Source organism: Longispora urticae, from assembly GCF_053902585.1.
Map to the genome: position 1 here is coordinate 120,018 of NZ_JAQZSH010000041.1, position 16,496 is coordinate 136,513.

A 16,496-nucleotide genomic window follows, 5' to 3' on the forward strand; every position below is an offset into this window, starting at 1 on the left:
GCCCGGCAGCCGACGGTCGGGGCGCGCGCATGTTCGCTCGGCGCCGGCCGACCGCATCGCCCCACCGGGCCGCCGCCCACGTGCGGGGGACTGTCAGGCCGTGTGGACCGCGCGCAGGTGGGCGGGGACGCCCCACCACTGGTCCGGACGGTCGACCACCGGCGCGCCCAGCCCGCCCTCGACCACCCGGGCCAGCCGGAACAGGTACGCGGCGATCCCGGCCGCCCCCTGCATCCACGACGTCCCCGGCGGCAGCAGCGACGGATCCCGCCGGTGCTCCACGAACCGCCAGTACGCGCCGCCGTGCTCGCGGAACGCCCGGTCCACGAGCGCGTCGCCCATCGTCAGCGCCCCGCGCAGCAGGGTGTCGGCCCAGGCCGGGTCGGCGGTGTCCTGGGCGGCGTCGAGGAGCGCGTCGCCGACCCCGGCGGTACCGCAGCAGCGCCCGTCGTTGTCCCAGAACCCGGGCCGCAGCCGCGCGGGCACCCCTGACGTCAGCACCGCCCGCAGGCACCGCCGCCGCAGCTCGGCCACGTCGAACCCGCCGACCTCGGCCACCCCGGCGTGGGCGAGCGCCGCGAACAGGTACGACGTCCCGGTCGGCCCGTGGCACCACGTGTAGGTGACCGGCTCGACCTCCCGGGTGGACGGCGGAATGGTGTGCGGTACGACGAACCCGCCGCCGTCCAGCGAACCGACCGCGAGCAGGTGCCGCGCGCCCTCGACGGCGGCGGCCACGAACTCGGGCCGGTTCAGCGCGGCCCCGGCGACGGCGAGCGCGGCCCCGACCCCGGCCGTGCCGTGCGAGTAGTTCGGGGCCCGGGACGCGCGGCCGGGCACCATCGCCCAGTCGAGGCCGTGTTCCGTCGGGTCGGCCGCCCGCAGCAGCGCCTCGCCACCGACCGCCGTGATCCGCGCGGCGTGCCCGTCACCGACCCGGTCGGCGGGGAGACCGCCGGCCCAGACGGCGGCGAGCACGATTCCGGCCGTACCCGAGATGAGGTCTGTCACGGGTTCGTCGGAACCGGGCACGGTCTCCAGGGTGCTCCGCCACCCGGTCGGGGTCGCCAGCTCGGCCAACCGGCGCAGCGGGAGCGCCTCGGCACCGGGGCTGAGCAGCCGCAACGCGGTCGCGTCCCCGGCCAGCCCGTCGCACCAGGAGGGCTCCGCGCGCACGGCGGCCCCGGCGCGCAACCGGGCGGCGATCCGGTCGGAGAGCTCCCGTTCGGCCCCGGTCAGCGCCCGGACCTGGGCGATCTCGGCGAGCACGGGGGCGAGCCCGGCGATCCCCGCGTACAGCGAGTCGCGGTCCCCGGGCGGAGCCTCGTCGCGCCAGCCGTCCGCCACGGCCACCGGCAGCCACGGGCCGTCGTCGTCCCGGACGTGCCCCAGCACCCACGCCCAGGCGGCCTCGCCCAGGTCCCGATATCCGCCCGCCGCCACCACCGGCCCAGACTACCCAGTCCCGGATGCCGCGACGGCGGAACGCGTCCCCGGCGGCGCCGAACCCGTCGCTGTCGCGGGGTGGCCGACCATGGTGGGCACCGGTCGGGCGGTGGCACGGCGTGCCGCGCCGGGCGGGTGCGCACAGTAGACGGCGAACCTGTGAACTCCACCGTGCCGGCGGGAAAATTGAGCCCTTCCGGCGATGTGAGACGTCTCAGGCCACACGTAGCGTGTGCGGACCTGACAGTCGCTGCCAAGGAGTCCCGTGCCCTGCCGGACGTGTGGAACCGTGTCGCCCCCGGAGTCGCCGCTCCGCTGTTCTGGCACGACATGAGCGGCGGTCAGGGTTGGCGCCCCCTCGCCGTCGTGCCGCTGACCTTCGTCGACCTGGCCCGGCACCGCGCGCCGGGAGCGTGGGCGAGACGCCTGTTCCCGGCGTTGGTGGTGTGCTGGTGGAGCGCCCTGTTCCTCGGGCACGTCCTCTTCCTCGTCGCCGCCGACTACGGCGCGGCGGCGCTCGAAGCGTACGAACTGGGCGCGGTGCCGGAATACGGCGGCGCGTCGGCGGCATCGGACACCTCCGAGTTCACCGCGCTGGGTGTGTACGCCCTCGCCGCCCTGTGCTGCGCCCTCACGGTCCACCAGGTCACCGCGGCTCAGCGCGGCCGCCGGGCGGACTTCCCCGTCGTGACCACCCCCACCGCCGCGCAGCCCGATTCCCTGGTGGTCGCCGCCCCGCCCACCCTGCGCGGTCCACCTCCCCACACCGTCGCGGACCCCGTCGACGCCGTCCTGTCAGGAGTCCCGTCATGGTAGGTCCGAGTCTGCTGCTCTACTTCCAGCCCGAGCTCAACGGGTGGCGCGAGCTGTCGGGACGCTGTTGCGCGGCGGACCCGTCCGGTGCCGAGACCGTGCCCCAGGTGTTCGACCGGCTCGCCGGGGACTACGACGAGCACCTGCCCTTCTTCACCGAGTTCGGCCGGGAGTTCCTCCGGGTCCTGCGGCCGGACGCGGGGGACCGGTTCCTGGACCTGGGCTGTGGCCACGGCGCCCTCACCGGGTGGGCGCTGGAGGCCGGCTGCCGGGTCACGGCCGTCGACGCGGCCCCGGCCATGGTCGCCCGGGTCGCGAAGCTGCACCCGGGGGTCTCCGAGACCCGGGTGATGGACGCCCACGTCCTCGACTTCCCCGACGGTTCCTTCGACACCGTGGCGGCGGGCTTCGTCTTCTCCCTCCTCGACGACCCGGGCGCGGCGGCCCGCGAGGTCGGCCGGGTCCTCGCGCCCGGCGGCGTGTTCGCGCTGACCACCCCGGCGGAGCCCCTCGACGCGGACGGCCCGACGGACCTGGCCGCGGAGCTGTCCGGCGAGTTCGCCGAGCACCGCGGCGAGGGCTGCACGGCGGGTACTCCGTTCGACGCGCGCGCCCTGCTCGTGGCCGGCGGCTTCGTCGACATCCGGGAGGAGCACATCACGGTGCGGATCCCGGTGCCCGACCCGGAGACGTTCTGGCGGTGGTTGTCCTCGCACGGCTCGGCGGCCTGTCTGGAGCGGCTGTCGGCCGACCGTCGGGCGGAGTTCCACGACCGGCTGGTCAAGGACCTGGCGAAGAAGGACGCCATCATCCTGTACCGGGCGGCCACGGTCACCTCGGGCCGCACGCCGAGGTAGCGCGCCCGCGGTACCCGTGTGAGGGTTGTGGGGGGCGGGTCGCGGCCCTCCCCCCAACCGCCTCAGACCCGGGTGGCCTGCACGATCCCGTGCGGGGTCCACGCCGAGCAGTCCGTGAACTCCGCGTTGTCGAAGCCGGCCTCCTTGGCCCATTCGAGGTACCGCCCGGCGGGGTAGATCATGCCCCCCTCGGCGGGGATCGCGGTGAAGTAGACGCTGTCGAGGGCGGCCATCACGGGCCCGGTCCCGTCGTCGCGCGACATGGAGCTGAACACGACCACCCGGCCGCCGGGTTCCAGGGCCTCGTGCGCCCGCCGCAGCAGCGCGACGTTCTCCTCGGGCGTCCAGATCACCAGCTGGTGGGAGAACAGGACGCAGTCGTGGCCGCGGGGCAGGTCGTCGGTGAACATGTCGGCGGCGTGCACGGTCACCCGGTCGGTGAGCCCGGCCTCCTCGACCCGGCCCCGGGCCACGTGCAGGTTCTCGGGGAGGTCGACGACGGTGACGAACAGGTGCGGGTACGCCTCGGCCAGCGCGAGCGCGTTGACCCCGTCGCCGCCGCCCATGTCGAGCACCCGGGACACGGAGTCGAAGTCGACCCGTTCCACGAGGGACCGGTTGGCCAGCTCGGACCACGACCGCATGTACCGGTAGAACACGCCGCCCAGGAACTCGTCCTCGGCGAGCCGGTGGTACAGGTCCGGGCCCTCGCCGGGCACCCGGCGCAGCCCGACGTTGGCGTTGGCGCGCAGGGACTCGGTGTAGTCGACCTGGCCGGCGTAGACGACGTACTGCTCGAAGCCGACGACGTGCGCGAACCGGTCCCAGTCGCCGGACGCGAACAGGGCGTCCACGACGGCGCAGTTGCTGTACGAGCCGGCGCTCAGGGTGGTCAGCCGCAGGCTCGTGGTGCCGAGCAGCAGGGTGTCCACGGCCCGGTCGGCGAGGTGCAGACGGCGGGCGATCTCCTCGCGGGTCCGGCCGGGTTCGGCGTGCAGCAGCTCGAAGAGGCCGAGCTCACAACCGGCCCTGAGCTGCTGGAACGCCGCGGCGCCGAACAGCAGGAGTGTCAGGTCGTCGGGCGTGAGTGGGTTCGCGTTCTCGAGTCGCACGTCTGGGTCCTTCCGGGAGGGTGAAGGCCGGCGTCGTGGCATTTCGGGCACCGACAACGCAAGGTAGCGATGCGCGCACACCCGCGTCAATGGTGGTTCGGTCCACAAGGGATGAATGAGGTGTTCCACTGTCCTGATGCGACGGTGAACGAGGATCGACGGCTCCGCCACCCCTCGGTCGAACGCGTTCGAGAGGGTGCGGCGGGGCCCTTTTGAACGCGTTCAAGGGGGCGTGGAGTCCGCGTGTAAGTCGGATGTAAGCGCGGGTCGGCACACTGACGGGGCGTCGAGCGGGCGGCGCCCGGAACGGGGGAGGTGTGCGGTGGTCGGCACTGTCGCGCACCGCGTGGGCCAGCGCCTCGGGGGCGCTGGATGCGAGGGTGGCCGCCCGTGACGCACCACGGCTGCCCGGGACGGCCGGCCCGGACCGGCGACCCCGGGCCGCTCACCGCCCGGCTCGTCCTGACCGGGGCGCGGCGCGGGAGCACGATCGCGCTGACGTTCCGGCTGGTCAGTGCGGAAAGACCGGACCCTTTCGGGGTACGCGACGCCCCGCCCGCCTAGCATGACCGGGTGGACGAGCGACAGATCGACGCGTACCTGGACCGGATGGACGCGGCCCGCCCCGAGCGGGTCGACGGGGCGGCGTTGCGGGAGCTGCACGTGCGGCACCTGCGCGCCGTTCCTTTCGAGAACCTCAGCATCCACCTCGGCGAACCGGTCAGCCTCGACGAGGACGCGCTCTACGACAAGATCGTCACCCGGCGGCGCGGCGGCTTCTGCTACGAGCTCAACGGGCTGTTCGCCGCCCTGCTCACCGGGCTCGGCTTCCCGGTGACCCTGCTGTCGGCGAAGGTGCACGGCGGCTCCGGGTTCGGTCCGCCGTTCGACCACATGGCCCTGGCGGTGCGGGCCGAGGGGCTGTGGCTCGTCGACGTCGGGTTCGGCCGGCACAGCCACTACCCGCTCAGCCTCGACGTGCCCGGCGACCAGGCCGACCCGGACGGGGTGTTCCGGCTGGTCCCGGCCGAGTTCGGCGACACCGACGTGCTCCGCGACGGCCGCCCCGAGTACCGGCTGGAGGCCCGGCCCCGCGCGCTGGCCGACTTCGCCCCGACGTGCTGGTACCAGCAGACCTCGCCCGAATCGCACTTCACCCGGTCGCTCGTCTGCTCCCGGCTCACCGACACCGGCCGGGTCACCCTGAGCGGCTCGACCCTGATCCACACGGCCGGCGACGACCGGACCGAGCGGGTCCTGGCGCCCGACGAGGTGCTCGCGGCGTACACAAGGGAGTTCGGGGTTGTTCTGGACAGAGTCCCTACCGTCGCCGGTCCCGTAGGCTGACGAGCCATGTGGGGGAGAATCGACGGACTGCGCACCTTGGACCTCGGCACGCCCGGTGACCTGCGCACCCGGCTCAACGCCCTGGTGCTGCTCGGCCGCAAGCGCGCCACGGCCGGCCTGATGGACCTGGACTACCTGGACGAGGCCGAGCGGCCCGAACACGTCGGGGAGCGCCTCGTGCTCGTCGACGACGTCGGGGACCGGGTCGCGGAGGTCGAGGTGACCGACGTGGAGCTGACCCGGCTCGGGGAGGTGACCTGGGAGTTCGCGGACGCGCTCGGCGAGGGGTTCACGTCCGTGGCGGAGTGGCGGCGCACCTACGAGGAGTACTGGGCGAAGCGCGGCCAGGAGGTCGACGACCGGTCCCGGGTGGTGTGCGTGCGGTTCCGCCTGGTCTGAGCCCGGGTCACGGGGCCGGCGCGTGTCCGGCGGCCAGGAGTTCGAGCACCTCCGCATCGGTGACCTGCTCGAAGTCCTCGTACCCCAGGCCGACGGCGAGGAACTGCCACGGCACCTCCGGGCAGATCACGCCGTCGGCCTCCGCCAGCACCAGGTCCATGGCCTCCGGGGAGCCGACCGGCACGGCCACCACCACCCGCTCCGCGCCCAGGGTCCGGGCGACCGCGACGGCGGCCCGCGCGGTGGCCCCGGTGGCCAGGCCGTCGTCCACGATCACGGCGGTGCGGCCCCCGAGCCGGGGCGGCGGCCGGCCGGCCCGGTAGAGGTCCTCGCGGCGGACCAGTTCCGCCGCCTCGTGCCGTTCGACGGTCGCCATCTCCCGCTCGTCGAGGTGCACCGCGATGTCCTCGTTGATGATCCGGACCCCGCCCGGGCCGAGCGCCCCGAACGCGACCTCCGGGGCCCCGGGGACGCCGAGCTTGCGGACCACGAGCGCGTCCAGCGGGAGGCGCAGCGCGCCGGCGAGGGCGGCGGCCACCGGTACCCCGCCGCGGACCAGGCCGAGGACCAGCGGCTCCGGGCCGAGGTCGGCCTCGGCGGCCACGAGTTCGGCGAGGACGAGCCCGGCGTGTTCGCGGTCGCGGTACCTCACCTCCCTTTTCTACGCCGCGACCCGGGGCGCCGTCGGGGAATGGCCACCCCCGCGTGTTCTCCTCCGAGAATCACCTTATTCGGTAATAGAGTGTGCGAAACTGGATGAGGAGGCGCCATGCGTACACCCCGGACGCGGCGGGCGGCCGTCACCGTCCTGGTCACCGCCCTCCTCGGCGCGGCACTGTCCGCCGCCCCCGTCAGCGCCGCGCCGCCGGCCGCCCCGCCCGGGGTGCTCCCCGGCGCGTGGACCCCGCCGGAGCCCGGGGCCCGGGCCGGCGACTACGACGCCCGCCGGATCACCGCGCGACCCGAGGCCACCACGGTCCGCACCGCCCCCGACGAGATCGGGATCGACCCCCTGACGGGTACGCCGCGGCTCGTCGCCCCGCTCGACGGGTTCCTGACCGGGCCGGGCCGCGCCGAACCCGCCACGGTCGCGCTGAACTACCTCCGCGACCATCCCGACCTGTTCGGACTGTCGCCCCGGGAGGTGGCGGCGCTGAGGCTCGGCCGGGAGCACACCGACCCGGAGGGTACCCGTCATCTGAGTTTCACCCAGCACGTCGGGGACGTGCCGGTGTTCGGCAACGGGGTCCGCGCGCACGTGTCCCGGGACGGCCGGCTCGCCCAGGTCGACGGCGCCCCGGTCCGGCTGCTGCCGACCAGCCTCCCGGCGCCCCGCCTGACCGCCGCCGAGGCCGGTGCCACGGCCGTCCGCGACGTGTCCGGCACGTCGGACGCCCCCGCCGACACCCAGCTCGTCGTGTTCCCCACCGCCGAGGGCCCCCGGCTCGCCTGGCGCACCATCCTGCGCGCCGAGAGCTACCTGCACGTGGTCGACGCCGACACCGGGCGGATCCTGTTCCGGCGCGACCTGCGGCAGCACGACACCGGCCTGGCCTGGTCGAACCACCCGGGCGCGCCGAAGGGCGGGAAACAGCAGGTCCGCGACCTGACCGGCCCCGGCTGGCTCCCGGCCGGCGCGAGGACCCTGAACGGGAACGTCGCCCACGTCCACCTCGACCTCGACGACGACGGCGAGGCGGCCCCGGCCGAGGAGATCGGACCGAGCGCCCCGGGGAGGTTCCACTACCCGTTCCGGGACACCAACAAGGCGGTCGGCACGCCGTGCGCGGCGGCGTACCCGTGCACGTGGGATCCGGCGAAGGCGAAGTCCTGGCAGGGCAACGCGGCGCAGAACGCCGTCCAGCTCCTCTACTTCGCCGGGGTCTTCCACGACCACCTCGCCGCCGCCCCGATCGGCTTCTCCCGGGCCGCAGGCAACTTCGACGGCCGCGACGGCGACGCGGTGACGATCGCGGCCCTCGACGGCGCGGCCACCCTCGACGGCCTGCCCGACGCCGACCACCGCAACAACGCCAACATGTCCACCTACCCGGACGGCACCCCGCCCCGGATGCGGATGTACCTGTTCCAGGACGACCCGTACGTGGCCGCCAACTCCGGGGACGTGGCCGACATCGTCTACCACGAGTACGCGCACGGGCTGTCCAACCGGCTCGTGGTCGACGTCAACGGGGTGTCCACCCTCGGCGGCCTCCAGGCGACCGCGCTGGGTGAGGCGTGGAGCGACTGGTACGCGATGGACCTGCTGGTCAGCCAGGGCGACGTCACCGACACGGCCGCCGACGGGGACGTGGCCATGGGGCGCTACATCAGCCACGGCAAGGACGCCCTGCGCACCCAGCCGCTGGACTGCGCCGTCGGGAGGATCTCGAAGGCGTGCCCGGAGGGCGGGTACACCTACGGCCGGTACGCGAAGGTCGCCGGCCGGCCCGAGTCGCACGCCGACGGCGAGATCTGGGCCGAGACCCTGTGGGACCTGCGCACCGCGCTCGGCGGCCCGCTGACCCGCAACCTCGTCACCCGGGCCATGGAACTGTCCCCGGCCAACCCGTCCTACCTGGACGAACGCAACGCGATCCTCCGCGCCGACCGGCTCGTCTCCGGCGGACGGAACACGGCCGCGATCTGGAAGGTGTTCGCGGCGCGCGGGATGGGCTGGTACGCCGGCACGTACGACGTGGACGACACCGCGCCCGTCGAGGACTTCAGCACCCCGCCGCCGGCCGGGAACCCGGGCACCCTGACCGGGACCGTGACCGACGCGGGGACCGGCAAGCCGCTGTCCGGCGCGACCGTCGTGTTCGGCGGGCACCGGCAGACCGTGGCCGGCGGGTACGTGGGCGTGGCCGACGGCGACGGCACGTACCAGGTCCGCAACATCCGCCCCGGTCGGTACCCGGCCGTGTTCGCCACCGCGCCCGGCTACGACCGCTCCGGTGACCCGCTGACCGTGGCCGCCGGCCCCAACACCCGGGACTGGGCGCTGCGCCGCGACTGGGCCGCGACCTCCGGCGGCGCGACCGTCGGCGCGTTCACCGGCGACGACTACTCCGGCGACGGCTGCGGGCCGGGCGGGCTGCTGGACCAGTCCCTGGGCAGCGGCTGGGTGGCCGACGCGGTGGCCGTACCCGGCGGGATCGAACCGCGGGTCATGACCTTCGGCCTGCCCGCCGCCGTCGACGTCACCGAGGTCACGGTCGACCCGGCCGCCGCCTGCGGGGTCGGCCCCAGCGGCTCGGTCGGCGACTACCGGCTGGAGACCTCGGCGGACGGGGTCACCTGGCGCGCCGCCGCCAGCGGGCACTTCGGGATCGCCGACCGCAACCGGCCCACCGCCGTGCCGCTGGCCGCCGGCACCGGGGCGGGGGTCCGGTGGGTGCGGTTCACGATGGCCGGCAACCAGCTGGCCGACGCGGGCGGGACCTGCCCCGGCGCGTTCTCGGCCTGCACCTACGTATCCGCCTCGGAACTCGTCGTGCACGGTACGGTCAGCCCATGAGTCGCTGGAGCGAGGTAGCGGGCGGGGACCCGGGAGTGCGGTACGCGGCGCGGTTCGCCGACCTGGCCGCCTCGGGGGCCGACGTGCACGGCGAGGCGCGGCTGTGCGCCCGGCTGGTGCCGCCCGGGTCCCGGGTGCTCGACGCCGGCTGCGGCACGGGCCGGGTGACGGTCCGCCTCACCGAGCTCGGGTACGCGTGCGTCGGCGTGGACCTCGACGCCTCCATGCTCGCGGAGGCGCGCCGTGCGGCCCCCGACCTGCGCTGGGTCCTCGCGGACCTCACCGACCTCGACCTGCCCGTCCGCGACTTCGACCTCGTGGTGGCCGCCGGGAACGTGGTGCCGCTGCTGGCCCCCGGCACGGAACCGGACGCCGTCGCCCGGCTCGCCGCGCACCTGCGACCGGGCGGCCTGCTGGTCGCCGGCTTCGGCCTCGACCCCGCGCACCTTCCCCTGGCGTCGGCCCCCGTGGACCTCGCCGCCTACGACACCTGGTGCGCCGACGCGGGCCTGCTCCCCACGGAGCGGTACGCGACCTGGGAGGGCGCGCCCTACGAAGACGGGCCGTACGCGGTGAGCGTGCACCGGCTGGCCGGCTAGGCGACCCGGGCGCGCTACCCCGCCGCGCCCACTTCCGCGCGCAGCTTCCCGAACTCCTCCACCAGCCGCTCCAACGTGTAGTGCGCGTTGAGCCCGCTGGGGTTGGGCAGCACCCACACCCGGGTGTCGCCCAGGGGCGCGGGCTGCGGGCCGACCGTCGCGGCCGGGGTGCCGAACGCCCACCGGTACGCACCCACGCCGAGCACCGCCAGCCACGCCGGCCGGTACTCCTCCAGCTTCGTGACCAGGCTCTTCCCGCCGGCCACCAGTTCCTCGTAGCCGATCTCGTCGGCCCGGGCGGAGGCGCGCGCGACCAGGTCGGTGAGGCCGAGCCGGTACGCGGGCAGGGTGCCGCTGTCGATGGGGGACAGCTGCTCCGGCGTGAACCCGGAGCGGTGCAGCGCGGGCCAGAACCGGTTGCCGGGCCGGGCGAAGTGGTGCCCGACGGCCGCAGACCACAGGCCCGGGTTGATGCCGCAGAACAGCACGTCCAGGTCGGGGGCCAGCACGTCGGGGATCGTCCGGCCGGCGGCCGCCGCGACCTCGGCGGGGGTGGGCTTGTCCATCCACGGATCGTATCCGTCGCGGGTGGCCGTGCTCACTTAAACAGATCGTTCACAACGTTTAGTTGACAACAATGGGTGTACTCCGTCAGGGTGGACGCATGACCGAGAACCCCTTCACCGCGCCCGACCCCGAGCAGAACCGGTCCTGGCGCGAGTTCGCCGCCCTCCAGCGGATCAGCGAGCGGCACTCCGCCGCCCCGCCCGCCAACCCGTGGCTCGACCAGCTCGGCCTCACCCTGGAGCCGGTCGAGGCCGTCGAGCGGGTCGTGCGCGGCGCGGCCGGCGGCCCGGCGGCCGAGGGTGCCCCGGAGGTCGACGCCGACGACCTCGTGGCCGCGCTGACCCTGATCCCCCGGGTGCGGGCGGGCGTGGACGAGCTGGAGATGGGCCTGCTCCAGCTGGCCCGGGGGCGGGGCCTGACCTGGCAGCAGATCGCGTTCGGCCTCGGGCTCGGCACCCCCCAGGCGGCCCGGCAGCGCTACGAGCGTCTGGTGGGCCGCACGGCCCCGTGAGGTCCGGGGTGTCCGAAGAGGTCGGACCCCGAATTCCTATGGACAACATAAGCCTTCGTTACGGTTCCGTTAAACATGCAACTGCTTCGATGTATTTGCCGCACACGCGCGGTCTCTCACCCCTCAAGGGAGAAATGCATGAAGCGCAGAACGATGACGGCCGGGCTATCCCTGGCCGTGTTCGCGGGAGTGGCGCTCACCCTCGCCGCCGCCCCCGCCACCGCGACGAACACCACCGACCACAACCTCGGTGACGCTCGCTCGCTCGCCGTGTCCGCCGCCGACCGGGCCGCCGCCAGCGGGCTCGACGCCCTGGCCAAGGGCCCGTTCGAGGCGTACGCGCAGCGCTCGGTGACCCCGTGGGTCAACGGCCTGTTCGCGATCGACTACGACCGCACCTACCGGGGCCTCCCGGTCGTCGGGGGCGACGCTGTCGTGCTCGCCGACGCCCAGGGCCGGGTCCGGGGCACCACCTCGGCGACCTCGTCCCGGATCGACGTGTCGGTCACCCCGTCGGTCACCGCCGCCGCGGCCGAGGCCACCTCGCGCGGCCAGCTGGCCAGCGTGGACCGGGTCGACTCCAGCCGGCTCGTCGTCCTCGTCCGCGGGGACAGCACCCGACTGGCGTGGGAGACCACGATGACCGGCCTGACCGAGACGTCGCCGAGCCACCTGCACGTGTGGGTCGACGCGCAGACCGGCAAGGTCCTCTCGAAGCACGACGACGTGGTGTCCGGCTCGGGTACCGCGAAGTGGAGCGGCCCGAACCCCCTCGCCTTCGACACGACGCAGTCCGGCGCCACGTACACGATGAAGGACCCGACCCGCACGGGCGTCGAGTGTCAGGACTACTCGACCAACACCGTGTTCTCCGGCCCGGACGACAACTGGGGCAACGGGGACGGCACCAGCAAGGAGACCGGCTGCGTCGACGCCCTGTACGCGGCGCAGAAGGAATGGGACATGCTCTCGTCCTGGCTGGGCCGCAGCGGCTTCAAGGGCAACGGCACCGGGTTCCCGGTCAAGGTGGGCCTCAACGCCATCAACGCGACCTGGAACGGCTCGTTCGTGTCCATCGGCAAGAACAACGCCGGCTCGTGGATCGGTTCCATGGACGTCGTCGGCCACGAGTACGGGCACGCGATCGACTCGAACACGCCGGGTGGCGCCAACCACGAGAGCGGGCTCGGCGAGGCCACCGGTGACATCTTCGGCGCGCTGACCGAGGCGTACGCCAACCAGGCCGCCCCGTACGACGACCCGGACTTCCTGGTCGGCGAGAAGATCAACCTCTCCGGCAACGGCCCGATCCGCAACATGGCCAACCCGTCGCTGGTCAACAACCACCCGAACTGCTACTCCTCGGCCATCCCGAACACCGAGGTGCACGCGGCGGCCGGCCCGCTGAACCACTGGTTCTACCTGATGTCGCAGGGCACCAACCCGGCCGGCGGCCCGGTCAGCCCGACCTGCAACAACACCACCCTCACGGGCATGGGCATCCAGAACGCCGGCAAGATCTTCTACGGCGCCATGCTGACCAAGGTGTCGGGCCAGACCCACGCGAAGTACCGGACCGGCACCCTGACCGCCGCGAAGAACCTCGACTCGACCTGTGGTCTGTTCAACAAGACCAAGGCCGCGTGGGACGCGGTCAGCGTTCCGGCGCAGACCGCCGACCCGACGTGCTCCGGCACGCCGTCGAACGACTTCTCCCTCGCGCTGAACCCGGCGTCGGGCGCTGTCAACCCGGGCGCCTCGGCGACCTCGACCGTGAACACGGCCACCACCTCGGGTAACGCGCAGACCGTGAACCTGACCGCGAGCGGCGCGCCGGCCGGCGTGACCGTGAGCTTCAGCCCCTCGTCGGTCACCTCGGGCGCGTCGTCCACGATGACCGTCGCGACCACGTCCTCGGCCGCGCCGGGCACCTACACGATCACGGTGACCGGGACCGGTACGGCCACCCACACCGCGACGTACAGCCTGACCGTCAACGGCGGCCCCGGCTGCACCGGCGCGGGCCAGAAGCTCGGCAACCCGGGCTTCGAGGACGCCACGGCCACCCCGTGGACCGCGTCGACCGGCGTGATCCGCGCGGGCACCACCGCGCAGCCGGCGCACGGCGGCACCAAGCTCGCGCTGCTGGGCGGCAAGGGCAGCACCAACACCACCACCCTGTCGCAGCAGGTGGCGGTCCCGGTCGGCTGCGCCAGCTACAGCCTGTCGTTCTGGCTGCACATCGACACCACCGAGACCACCACCTCGGTGCAGTACGACAAGCTGACCGTCAAGGTCGGTAGCGCCACCCTGGCCACGTACAGCAACCTGAACAAGGCCACCGGGTACGCGCAGAAGACGTTCGACCTGGCCGCGTACGCGGGCCAGACCGTGACGATCACCTTCACCGGTACCGAGGACGTCTCCCTCGTGACCAACTTCGTCATCGACGACGCCGCCCTCACGGTGTCGTAGCCGTTCGACGAACGTGCGGGGGTCGGCCCATCCGGGTCGGCCCCCGCACGCGTGTGCGCGGCGCACGTGTGCACAGGATGGCCGGATCCGCGCCTGGCTACCCGACAGTTGTTCATACAACGTTGACCGACAGGGAATTGAACAGCGTCCATCATGCCTGGAAGCTGGGATGAGTTCACCTCTACTGTCGGAGACGCTGTGCACACAACTCCCAACCTTCTCGTCAATCCGGGGGCCGAGTCCGGCTCCAGCGGCTGGACCAGCCTCCAGGGCGCGATGGCCGTCACCAGGTACGACGCGGGCGGCGGCTACCCCACCCCGACCGACCCCGGCCCGCCCGACCGGGGCACCGCGTTCTTCACCGGCGGGACGGCCGCGAAGTCCCGCAGCTCCCAGGACGTGACCCTGCCGGACACCGCGGAGATCGACGCGGGCCGGGCGCGGTACACCCTGAGTGGTTGGTTGGGGGGTTGGTCCTCGCAGGCCGACGACGCGTCGCTGACCGCCGAGTTCCTGTCCGCGTCGAACCAGGTGCTGGCCACGGCCGCGATCGGCCCGGTCACCCCGGCGGACCGGGGCGACGCCACCGGGCTGTGGGCGCGCACCGCGACCGGGGCCGTGCCCGCCGGCAGCCGCACGGCCCGTCTGACCCTGGTGTTCACCCGCTCCGGCGGATCCAGCAACGACGGGTACGCCGACGGCCTGTCCCTGACCCTCACGATCGGCGGCCCGACGGTGTCGAACCTGATCGTCAACGGCTCCGGCGAGGCCAGCGCCGGCGGCACGGGCACGCCGAGCCCGCAGATCCCCGGCTGGACGACCGTCGAGGGCGCGGCGGCGGTGGTCAGATACGGCGCCTCCGGCTACCCGACGACCAGCGACCCCGGCCCGTCGGACCGGGGCACCAACTTCCTCACCGGCGGCAACTCGGTCCGCACCCGGCTCGCGCAGCTGATCACGCTCCCGGGCACCGCCGACATCGACGCCGGGCGGTCCCGGTTCACGTTCGGCGGCTGGCTCGGCGGGTACGCCACCCAGAACGACGGCGTCCGGCTGTCCGTGGAGTTCCTGCCGGCCGACGGGCCCCCGCTGGGCGTGGTCGTCCTCGGCCCCGTGACCGCCGCCGAGCGGAGCAGCAGGTCGGGCCTGCTCCAGCGCACCGCCCAGGGCACCGTGCCCCCGGGAAGCCGGACCGCCCGGGTCCTGCTCCTGTTCACCCGCGACGGTTCCGGCACCGCCAACGACGGGTACGCCGACGCCCTCCACCTCACCATCGGAGCAGCCTGATGACCGTCCACCGTCGTGACCTCCTCCGGGGCGCGCTCGCCGCCGGGGCCATGGGCGCGGCCTGGCCGCTGATGCCGAACCTGGGCCCGGTCGCCGCGCACGCCGCCGCGGCCGCGCTCGGGGCCAGCTGGGACCCGGCGCCGTTCACCCTGGGTGTCGGCTCCGGCGACCCGCTGCCCACCAGCGTCGTGCTGTGGACCCGGCTGGCCCCCGAGCCGCTCGCCGACGTCCAGCCCCTCGCGGACATCGTGCAGGTCGACTGGGCCGTGGCCACCGACCCGGGCATGACCCAGGTCGTGGCCTCGGGTTCGGTGGCGGCGAGCGTGCTGCTCGGGCACAGCGTGCACGTGCCGGTGCGCGGGCTCGGCGCCGGGCAGCGCTACCACTACCAGTTCTCCGCGCTCGGCAAGAAGAGCGTCGTCGGCCGGACCAGGACGGCTCCGGTCGGGGCGCTGAACAAGGTGCGGTTCGCGTCGCTGAACTGCCAGAACTACCAGTCCGGCGAGTACTCCGGCATGCGGGAGATCGCCGCCGACACCGCCCTCGACTTCGTCGTGCACCTGGGCGACTACACCTACGAGGGTACGGAACTGGGCACCCAGTACACCCTGAACGACTACCGCAAGGCGCAGGCCCTCTACAAGGGTGACCCGCTGCTGCGCGCCGCGCACGCCGCCCACCCGTGGTTCCTCACCTGGGACGACCACGAGGTGGTCAACGACTACTCGGGCTCGTCCGGGGGAGCGCCGTTCGTGGCGCGCCGGGCGGCGGCCTACCAGGCCTGGTACGAGAACATGCCGCTGCGGATCGACGGCGAGGACTCGGCGCTGCCCGACCCGCAGATCTACCGGTACCGGCAGTGGGGCGACCTGCTGGAACTCGTCGTGCTGGACCTGCGCCAGTACCGGTCCGCGCAGAACATCACCGGTGGCACGATCCTCGGCGCGGCCCAGAAGAACTGGCTGATCGACAGGATCGAGCACCGCTCGGGCGGCTGGCACTGCTGGGCCAACTCGATCATGCTCGGCCAGCTGCGCTCGGGTCCGGGCGGCGGCTACATGTTCACCGACCAGTGGGACGGGTTCCTCGCCGAGCGCAAGGACATCCTGACCCGGGCGCACCAGGCCGGGCTCGCCGACTTCGTGACCATCACGGGCGACTGGCACAGCGCGTTCGTGCAGGACCTGCGGCCGGACTTCGACAACACGTCCTCGCCGGTGATCGGCACCGAGTTCGTCGCGCACTCGATCACGTCGAGCGCGTACTCGTCCTCGTGGAACGCGACCAACGGCCCGAAGATGGGCGCGGGCAACCCGCACCTGCAGTACTTCGAGGGCAACCGGTACGGCTACGACCTGTACGAGGTGACCCCGCAGCGCTGGACCACCCACATGCGGGTCACCGCGGACCGCGCGGACCCGAACGCCGCGATGGGCACGGTGTCCACCTGGCACGTGGACCGGGGCCGGGTCGGGGCGTACGAGGACCCGGGGACGAAGGGTCAGCCGGCGCAGTACCGGCGGTAGCGTGGTGGCGGCCGTCCCCGTGGGCCGGCCGCCACCT

Annotated in this window: 15 protein-coding genes; 11 read left to right on the top strand and 4 right to left on the bottom strand. The window is 73.6% G+C overall.

Annotation, left to right across the window (positions count from 1 at the left end):
* Positions 1 to 93: 93 nt before the first annotated feature.
* The gene (locus PT931_RS28235; RefSeq protein WP_456248742.1) at positions 94 to 1,446 is read right to left on the bottom strand and encodes a lanthionine synthetase LanC family protein; all 1,353 of its coding nucleotides are present in this window, start codon (positions 1,444 to 1,446) and stop codon (positions 94 to 96) included.
* Positions 1,447 to 1,725: 279 nt separating this feature from the next.
* Here PT931_RS28235 and PT931_RS28240 point away from each other — a divergent pair, with 279 nt between their 5' ends.
* Positions 1,726 to 2,262, top strand: a complete 537-nt coding sequence (locus PT931_RS28240) for a hypothetical protein (RefSeq protein WP_456248743.1) — start codon at positions 1,726 to 1,728, stop codon at positions 2,260 to 2,262.
* Entirely contained in the window at positions 2,256 to 3,116 is an 861-nt protein-coding gene (locus PT931_RS28245) for a class I SAM-dependent methyltransferase (RefSeq protein WP_456248744.1), read from the top strand. The genes PT931_RS28240 and PT931_RS28245 overlap by 7 nt, the downstream gene beginning before the upstream one ends.
* Positions 3,117 to 3,178: 62 nt before the next feature.
* On the opposite strand, the gene PT931_RS28250 is transcribed toward PT931_RS28245, so the two are convergent.
* Positions 3,179 to 4,228, bottom strand: coding sequence for a methyltransferase (locus PT931_RS28250; RefSeq protein ID WP_456248745.1), 1,050 nt, complete (start codon positions 4,226 to 4,228; stop codon positions 3,179 to 3,181).
* 390 nt (positions 4,229 to 4,618) lie between these two features.
* On the opposite strand from PT931_RS28250, the gene PT931_RS28255 reads away from it, so the two are divergent.
* The 3 genes from PT931_RS28255 to PT931_RS28265 are packed head-to-tail and all read left to right on the top strand — an operon-like array spanning position 4,619 to position 5,974.
* On the top strand, positions 4,619 to 4,792 hold the full coding sequence (locus tag PT931_RS28255) for a hypothetical protein (RefSeq protein WP_456248746.1): 174 nt from the start codon (positions 4,619 to 4,621) through the stop codon (positions 4,790 to 4,792).
* 9 nt (positions 4,793 to 4,801) lie between these two features.
* Entirely contained in the window at positions 4,802 to 5,575 is a 774-nt protein-coding gene (locus PT931_RS28260; RefSeq protein WP_456248747.1) for an arylamine N-acetyltransferase family protein, read from the top strand.
* A gap of 6 nt (positions 5,576 to 5,581) precedes the next feature.
* Complete coding sequence (locus PT931_RS28265; protein ID WP_456248748.1) at positions 5,582 to 5,974, top strand: ASCH domain-containing protein; 393 nt, start codon at positions 5,582 to 5,584, stop codon at positions 5,972 to 5,974.
* Between the two features lie 7 nt (positions 5,975 to 5,981).
* Here the strand turns inward: PT931_RS28265 and PT931_RS28270 are convergent, their stop codons facing one another.
* Complete coding sequence (locus tag PT931_RS28270; RefSeq protein WP_456248749.1) at positions 5,982 to 6,626, bottom strand: phosphoribosyltransferase; 645 nt, start codon at positions 6,624 to 6,626, stop codon at positions 5,982 to 5,984.
* Between the two features lie 117 nt (positions 6,627 to 6,743).
* Here PT931_RS28270 and PT931_RS28275 point away from each other — a divergent pair, with 117 nt between their 5' ends.
* Both PT931_RS28275 and PT931_RS28280 read left to right on the top strand, forming a co-directional pair.
* Positions 6,744 to 9,494 (top strand): M36 family metallopeptidase, encoded by a 2,751-nt coding sequence (locus PT931_RS28275; protein ID WP_456248750.1) that lies wholly within the window; start codon positions 6,744 to 6,746, stop codon positions 9,492 to 9,494.
* Complete coding sequence (locus tag PT931_RS28280) at positions 9,491 to 10,093, top strand: class I SAM-dependent methyltransferase (protein WP_456248751.1); 603 nt, start codon at positions 9,491 to 9,493, stop codon at positions 10,091 to 10,093. Before PT931_RS28275 ends, PT931_RS28280 begins: the two co-directional genes overlap by 4 nt.
* Before the next feature lie 14 nt (positions 10,094 to 10,107).
* On the opposite strand, the gene mug is transcribed toward PT931_RS28280, so the two are convergent.
* Positions 10,108 to 10,659: a G/U mismatch-specific DNA glycosylase gene (mug, locus tag PT931_RS28285; RefSeq protein WP_456248752.1), complete on the bottom strand. Its 552-nt coding sequence runs from the start codon at positions 10,657 to 10,659 to the stop codon at positions 10,108 to 10,110.
* Between the two features lie 98 nt (positions 10,660 to 10,757).
* Between mug and PT931_RS28290 the strand changes: the two genes are divergently transcribed.
* From PT931_RS28290 to PT931_RS28305, 4 genes are all read left to right on the top strand, one after another.
* Entirely contained in the window at positions 10,758 to 11,171 is a 414-nt protein-coding gene (locus PT931_RS28290) for a DNA-binding protein (RefSeq protein WP_456248753.1), read from the top strand.
* A 138-nt stretch (positions 11,172 to 11,309) separates the two neighbouring features.
* Positions 11,310 to 13,646, top strand: coding sequence for a M4 family metallopeptidase (locus PT931_RS28295; RefSeq protein ID WP_456248754.1), 2,337 nt, complete (start codon positions 11,310 to 11,312; stop codon positions 13,644 to 13,646).
* Between the two features lie 198 nt (positions 13,647 to 13,844).
* Complete coding sequence (locus tag PT931_RS28300) at positions 13,845 to 14,933, top strand: hypothetical protein (protein ID WP_456248755.1); 1,089 nt, start codon at positions 13,845 to 13,847, stop codon at positions 14,931 to 14,933.
* Positions 14,933 to 16,459, top strand: a complete 1,527-nt coding sequence (locus PT931_RS28305) for an alkaline phosphatase D family protein (RefSeq protein ID WP_456248756.1) — start codon at positions 14,933 to 14,935, stop codon at positions 16,457 to 16,459. Before PT931_RS28300 ends, PT931_RS28305 begins: the two co-directional genes overlap by 1 nt.
* Positions 16,460 to 16,496 lie beyond the last annotated feature (37 nt).